This is a genomic window from Thiohalocapsa marina, from assembly GCF_008632335.1.
GTDB lineage: Bacteria > Pseudomonadota > Gammaproteobacteria > Chromatiales > Chromatiaceae > Thiohalocapsa > Thiohalocapsa marina.
Window position 1 is genome coordinate 1 of the sequence record NZ_VWXX01000064.1, and the last position, 7,067, is coordinate 7,067.

At 65.7% G+C, this 7,067-nt stretch carries 5 protein-coding genes; 2 read left to right on the plus strand and 3 right to left on the minus strand.

Features of this window, described 5'->3' with window-relative positions; translation table 11 throughout:
• Positions 1-470: 470 nt before the first annotated feature.
• Together F2Q65_RS18945 and F2Q65_RS18950 are read left to right on the plus strand one after the other, a co-directional pair.
• Positions 471-2,372, plus strand: coding sequence for a diguanylate cyclase (locus F2Q65_RS18945; RefSeq protein WP_150094962.1), 1,902 nt, complete (start codon positions 471-473; stop codon positions 2,370-2,372).
• A 208-nt stretch (positions 2,373-2,580) separates the two neighbouring features.
• On the plus strand, positions 2,581-4,206 hold the full coding sequence (locus F2Q65_RS18950) for a L,D-transpeptidase family protein (protein ID WP_211354110.1): 1,626 nt from the start codon (positions 2,581-2,583) through the stop codon (positions 4,204-4,206).
• Between the two features lie 62 nt (positions 4,207-4,268).
• Here the strand turns inward: F2Q65_RS18950 and F2Q65_RS18955 are convergent, their stop codons facing one another.
• The 3 genes from F2Q65_RS18955 to F2Q65_RS18970 all read right to left on the minus strand — a co-directional run bounded on the left by F2Q65_RS18955 (position 4,269) and on the right by F2Q65_RS18970 (position 6,646).
• Positions 4,269-4,613, minus strand: a complete 345-nt coding sequence (locus F2Q65_RS18955; protein WP_150094964.1) for a TusE/DsrC/DsvC family sulfur relay protein — start codon at positions 4,611-4,613, stop codon at positions 4,269-4,271.
• A 484-nt stretch (positions 4,614-5,097) separates the two neighbouring features.
• Positions 5,098-5,331: a TraR/DksA C4-type zinc finger protein gene (locus tag F2Q65_RS18960; protein WP_211354111.1), complete on the minus strand. Its 234-nt coding sequence runs from the start codon at positions 5,329-5,331 to the stop codon at positions 5,098-5,100.
• Between the two features lie 928 nt (positions 5,332-6,259).
• Positions 6,260-6,646 carry an H-NS histone family protein gene (locus F2Q65_RS18970; RefSeq protein ID WP_170265817.1) on the minus strand — a complete coding sequence of 129 codons (387 nt, stop codon included), beginning with the start codon at positions 6,644-6,646 and terminating at the stop codon, positions 6,260-6,262.
• Between the last annotated feature and the right edge of the window lie 421 nt (positions 6,647-7,067).

The window sequence follows — 7,067 nt, forward strand, 5'->3', positions numbered from 1 at the left end:
AACATGTTAAACACTGTTGGGCTTATACGCTACGCGCACCGGGGTTGGTGGCGTGTGGGGTTGGCGTTTCTTTTACCCGCCCTACCGTGCATCCGTGTAGGTGATTTCTGAATCGTGCCTTAGACCCAGGCCTTCAGACCAAGACCGGCGGACCCGACAGCCCACCGCCGACCGGCCTGGCGGACCGAGCGCATCGCGCCCCGGAGCACCGTTCTGATCCCGCGAGCGGATCAGGGCTTGGTGCCCAGCATTTGTGTTGTCAGGGATTATCTGGCACAGTGACCTGCGTGACTTGGCCTGCTTGCCCGGGATCAGCGGTGCGGCTGTTCCGGTCATCGCCTGTGGTGGGCGGCCGTTCACCCGCCATCGCGCGCTCGGCTGCAACGCGCATCCGTCATGCTGTTTCGTCGGTCCCCTGCGGCCCGGTGTGCATTCCAGGGGCATTGCCCGTGTCGGGCAGGGATGTGAGCATGACTGAGACCGCACGGCCGCCATCGCCGGCCGACACCGATCTGCTTGGGCTGCTTGCGCAGTTGGACACGCTCATCGAGCGCCATCTGCCCGCAGCAGGTCCCGGCGCCACCCGCGCCCCCCCCGAGACCCTGCAGCGGGTGCTCGCGGACCTGCCGGTGCCCATCGTCTGCTTCGATCCGCCGCACGGGCACGCCACGCGCTCGCTCAACCCGCGCTTCACCGAGCTGTTCGGCTACACGCTCGCGGACATCCCCAGCCTCACCGCCTTTGCCGCACAGGCCTTGCCCGACGCGGCCGAGCGCGCGCAGGTGCTGCAGGCCTGGGAGGCCGGCTTCGCGCGCCTGCGCACGGCCGGCGGCACCATGGCCCCGGGCGAGTACCGGCTGCGCTGCAAGGACGGCAGCACACGCGAGGTGCGCATCTGCGGGCAGATCGTCGCCGATCGCGTGCTCATCGCGTTCATGGATCTCACGGTGCAGAAGCGGATGCTGGCGGAGCTGCGCCTGAGCGAGCGCCGCCACCGCCTGCTCGCCGATCATGCCGCCGACGTCATCTGGACGCTCGACCTGGCGGGCGGGCTCACCTACATCAGCCCGTCCATCGAGCGGCTCACCGGCTACACCCCGCAGGAGTGTCTGCAGCTGCCGCTGGAGGCGCTGTTCGCCGCCAGCTCCTGGAGCCGCCTGGAGCAGGCACTGGCGCAGGCGCGCGCCGATCAGCGAGCCGGCCGGCCGCTACAGATCCCGCCGCTGGAGCTCGAGCGCCGCTGCAAGGACGGCACCTGCGTCTGGGTCGAGCTCACCATGAGCGCCATCACGGACGGCGACGACCGTTGCGTGGAGCTGCTCGGCATCAGCCGCGACATCTGCGCGCGCAAACATGCCGAGGCGCAGCTGCAGCAGGCGCGCGCCGCCGCCGAGGCAGCCACCCGCGCACTGCAGGCGGCCAATGCCGAGCTGCGCGAGCTGGCCACCAAGGACGCCCTCACCGGCGCCTGGAACCGCCGGTACTTCGAGCACACCGCCGCCGCCGAGCGCACCCGCGCGCAGCGCCACGGCACGCCGCTGTCGCTGATCCTGCTCGACATCGACCACTTCAAGGCCATCAACGACCGCTTCGGCCACCAGGCCGGTGATGCCGCCCTGGTGGCGCTGAGCGCGCTGGTGCGTGCGGACCTGCGCCGCTCCGACGTCCTCGCGCGCTGGGGCGGGGAGGAGTTCGCCCTGCTGCTGCCGCACTGCGACCTGCAAGGGGCGGCCTGCGTGGCCGAGAAGCTGCGCGCCGAGCTCGCCGCCGCCACCTTCGCCACCATCGGCAGCCTCAGTGCCAGCTTCGGTGTCGGCCAGCTGCGCCCGGGCGAGACCCTCGATGCCTGGATCAAGCGCGTCGACGACGCCCTCTATGCCGCCAAGCACGCCGGGCGCAACCAGGTCGTCATCGCCGGCGCCGAGGACGCCCCCGTCGAGCCCGTCGCCGGCGCCCTGCGGCTGATCTGGAAGCCCACCTACGCCTGTGGCGAGCCGCGCATCGACCAGGAGCACCGCGAGCTCTTCAGCCTGGCCAATGCGCTGATCGCCGCCGCCGGGAACCCGGACAGCCTGCTGCCCGCGCTCGAGGCCTTTATGACGCATGCCGTGGCGCACTTCGCGCATGAGGAGGCGATCCTGCGCGAGCGCGGCTACGCCGACCTCGCCGCCCACGCCGCCGCCCATCGGCGGCTCATCGAGCACGCCCAAGGCATGCGCGCCCAGGCCGAGGCCGGCGCCATCGGTGTCGGCGAGCTGGTGGAGTTCCTCTACCGCGACCTGGTCGCACGCCACCTGCTGCAGGAGGATGCGCGCTTCTTTGGGCTGTTCTCGCCGAGCGCGCCGCCGAGCGCGTCGAGCCGCCCGCACTGATGCGCGCGCGCAGCACCGGTAAGTCTCATGGACCTGGTGAAGCGCACGCCACCGCCTTCGCCGCTCCACCGCCTCTCGCCATCGCATAAGCGCAACAGGTCCGCAGCCCCCTTTGGAATTGACCGACAATGCCCCAGCATCACGCCACGCCAGCTTTGCTGACAGGTGTGGACCAGGTGCCAATAGGAATCGCATGAGAGGACGTTGGTTGTTTGGGCTCGCAGTGGTTGTGCTCAGCCTGGCGCTGTCCTTGCCGGCCGTTGGGGACGAGCTGCTGCGGCAAGAGGTCGAGCACCTTGAATCCGCGAAGACACCGACGGTTTCGGGTGTCCCGCTCTTCTCTGGCCGCCTGTTGGGCGAGGTCTATCGAGAGCGCGCGTACCGTGCCGCCTGGGATCAGGCTCGGGCCGAGGCGCTGCAGAAGATCGCCCGGCGCAGCATTGCCCATGGCTTTGTCCCCGACGACTTCCACGCCACGGCCATCGCCCGCATCATCGATGCCGGGCAGCTCGATGCCGGCACGGCGGCCAGTGCGCGGGCCGCCGCCGAGATCCTGCTCAGTGATTCACTGCTGCGCTACATCCACCATCGGCGCTTCGGCAAGTACAGTGGGCGGCAGATCGACCCGGACTGGATTTTTGTCGACCGTGCGGACGCCGAGGCCCTCAAGTCCGATATGCAAGCCGTGCTCGCCTCGCCTGATCTGGCCTCTGCGCTGACCAAACGCTTGCCCAACCCGAGCTTCTATCAGCACCTGAAGTCGGGCTACCGGCGTTACCTCCAGCTCGCCGACGCCTATCCCGACGGTTGGGAGCCGATTGCGAGCGGCACCCCGCTGCGTCCCGGGATGCGCGATGCGCGTGTGCCTCTGATACGGCAACGGCTAGTCCTGACTGAGGATTACCCCGCCACGGCCCCTGCCGACGCCGAGGTGTACGACGAGCCGCTCGCAGACGCGATCAGGCAGCTGCAGGCACGCTCAGGTCTGGCCGAAGACGGCGTCGTCGGTCCGAATACCCTATGGGCGCTGAACCTGCCGATCAGCGACCGGCTGCGCAGCATTCGCGCCAATCTGGAGCGCATGCGCTGGCTCTACAACGAGCTTTCCGACGACTTTCTCTTGGTCGATGTCGCCGGTTTTCGGCTGCACCTGATCCGTGATGGTCAGACGATCTGGACGACGCCGATCATCGTCGGCACAGCAGAGACTCAGACGCCGATGTTCCGAGACGCGGTGGAGCACATCGTTTTCAACCCGACTTGGGCCGTGCCGTCGTCGATTCAGAAGACGATGCAGCACACCTCGGATCAGTTTCGTGTGATCGATCGCTCCACGGGTCGCGCCGTATCGGGCGTGGATGGGCGCGATTACAAGCGCTATCGTCTCGTGCAGGCGGCGGGTCCGGACAATGCGCTGGGGCAGGTGAAGTTCATGTTCCCCAACCGGCATGCCATCTACCTCCACGACACACCGGCCAAGCATCTGTTTGGACGCAGCGCGCGCACGTACAGCCATGGCTGCATCCGCGTGCGTGAGCCGCTGACGCTGGCGGAGCTGTTGCTGGGCAAGCACGGCTGGAGCAGAGACGCCATCGATGGCGTCGTCGCCAAGGCGCGCACCCGGGACGTGCAGCTCGATGAACATCTCCCGGTGCTCTTGTACTACCTGACCGCCATGGCTGACGATCAGGGCCGGGTCGGCTTTCGCCGGGATGTCTACGGGCGCGACCTGAGCCTCTTCGCCGCACTGGACGGCCCCGCGCATCAGGACCGCATCACCTTCCCTCAGCCCGATTCGGGGCTGCAGGCCGCCGTCTCAGACGCTGAGCCCTAGCCCCGTCGCAGTGACCGGTGACAGCGCATCAGCTCGCCGTCCCTGGCGAGCGCAATTGGCACTCAGTTCATGTAGGTGAGCGCCTCTTCACCCGGATTCGGCAGCCCTGCGGTTCTCCAGGCCGCCCGGCAACTACCGAAGAGCTGCTTGACCTGAGCCTTCTTCAGGCCAAGGGTCTTGCAGAGATTCGACGTCGCGGGCAGCGCGCCGTAGGTGAGATAGTGCTCGCGCAGGTAGTAGATGACCGACCAGTGCTCGGCCTGCAAGGTGCCGCGACCGTCCATGGCGGTGATCAAGCAGGCCATGTGCTCGCTCCAGTAGTGCGGGTCAAGCAGGAAGCCGTGCTCGTCGAGCGGTAAGTGATCGTGGATTGAGGAGAAACGCCGCGCTGAGGTTTGGATATGCATGGTTCCATCGACTCCTATCGACCGATCCTCGACTGACGAAAACCCCCGATCGTCGCGGGCAGTGGCGGCGAGCGGGAACTGGTTTCAGCCCTTGCACAGGGGCCATCGGGCCCAGTGCGACGAATCGACGCTTGTCGTCCGGTCGTTCGATCGTTTGTTTTGGCAGTTGCTTTGGTGGCGCGCCAGGGCGGGGGTTTTTCGATAAGTATTATTTATCTAGCCATCAGGGGCGCGTCAGGGTCACTGTAGCGCACCAAGCGTTCTAGTCAAGCTTTTCCGCCCGCATCATTTCCCGCGGCACCGAGGCCTGGGCATGTCCGGTCCCAAAGACGACTGAACGTGACGGGGCGTCCGGCCCCGCCCGGTCAACGCTGGAACAATCCGCGATTTTCCAAGGAGACGCTGATTTATTGGCCACCCTGGCCAAAAGTCAGCACGGGGCCTCCTGCCCCGCACGGGAAACGCTGAATAAATCAGCGTTTCCCTAATGGGCGCACTTGGCCACTGCCCGAAATTCGAACGCCTCCTGACAGACCGTGCAGCGAATCGCGTTCGGCACCAGCGACAGGCGCTCGGCTGGGATGTCGGCACCACAGTCGGTACACTGCGACCGCCCGCGACCGTCGCTGCCGCGGGAGCGAATGGCGGCGATGGCCGATTCGATCATCTGCTCGCTGCGAAACTGTGCGAGGTCGAGCTCGTCTGCAAAACGTTCCACGCTAATCACCTCTTGGGCGTTCCTGAGAGACAACGGATGATCGCAGAGGCCTGTTACCAGGCCATGAACAAGGGCCGCGCACTCAGGGCGCCGACGGATCAAGCCTGCCGATGTCCATGCGTCGCAGCGCATCCAAACGCCAGTCGCAGGACAGATTCGGCAGATACTGCGCACGCGTCTGGCACGCCCGAGAGAAACTGCCGCAACAGCCCCCGATGCTCGCCCTGCACCGGGACGGCGAAGACACCGTCGTTCTGCCCGAAGCCCTTGGCCCCGCCGCTGCCAGGCATACCGTCCGTGGCGATCCAGCCGCACCGCGGGTGTTGAGCAGGATCGCGGTCTCGTTCCAATCGACAAGCGCAGGGTTGTTGCTGGAAAGCTCCAACCAATGGCCGATGCCCATCTCGTCGCCTTCCACTGCACCGACATGGCCGTGCCCAGCCCCTGCCGCTGGAGTCTGACGCCATCGATCTGCCGCTCGTGCCCGGCACGCAGCAGATCGCCCTTGGCTGGCGGGAGCCGGCGGGCCTGAACAGCCTGTAACGGCCTCCTGCCTTGGATCTCGGCAACCCGGGGGTCAACGCCGAGACCCGCATCAGCCTCGGCAGGGACTTGATCATCGTTCCGGCCACCTCTCGAAGTAGAGCGTGTAGGGTGGACAAGCGCAGCGCCGTCCACCGGCGCCAGCACGGGGTTTGGTGGACGGCGCTGCGCTTGTCCACCCTACCGGCTACCGGCCGGCGCGATGATCAAGGCCCTCGGCAGCGATCGCTGGGTGCTCTGGGCAGGACGCTGTTTTATTGGCCATTCTGATCGGGAGCAGGGCCAAAAATCAGAACTGAACCTTTGATAACCTTAGTATCAACAGCACCCCGGTTGCCAACTGAGATGAAGGGATCCGATCGGGAGATCGGATCCGGTGATGGAATCAGGCGCTGACAAAGGTCAGGTGGTCGGCCTTGTAGTCGTCGCGCTGCTGCTTGGACTCGGGGTCCAGGCCGGCGGCGAGCATCTTCTCTTTGAGCCAGCGCGGCAGCGGGCCACGCTTGTAGGTGTTGCTGGGGTCGTCGGGGTCGACGTAATAGCTGCCGCTGATCGGGGCGACACTGCCGCGCTTGCGCCCGAGCAACTGGTTGGCGATGTCGACAACATCATAGCCCTGCTCGGTGATCTGCGCGCGCAGGCTGCGCACGAAGTCGCCTTTGGCCTCTTTCAGCTTCTGCTGCAACAGCCGCTCGATTTCGGCGTGCTCTTCGGCGGTCGCTTGCATCTGCTGTTGCAGTGCTTCCAGGTCGAGATGCTCAAATCGGCTCATGGGGTACTCCCTGTTGTGGTGTGAGTGCATCAAACGCAAGAGAGTGTACTGTATTTATGGGTGGTTTGTCGAAAACAAAAATCGTTGCGGAGCAACAGTGCGCATGGGCATTTCCTGCAACGGGTATTGGCGCAATGAATGCCTGTTATTGGGTGCGACGACATGCAGGATCATCGCCGCCTGGAGGCTTCCAAAAACGTGTTTGGTTATTTCGTGTTTGCATGACAACATCGTATGCGTATACTCGATGCTTGAGCAAGATAGGGGTAAAAGCAGGGCTTGACGCCGCACGGCAGGCCTGGGCTTTCGTACCATACACGTATACACGCTATTGGAGGTGATGGATGAACGCAGCGGCGGTGTGCGCCAACAGCCAGCACTTGCAGGCACGCTTTGCCCGTGAGCACGGGCCGCGGGTGCA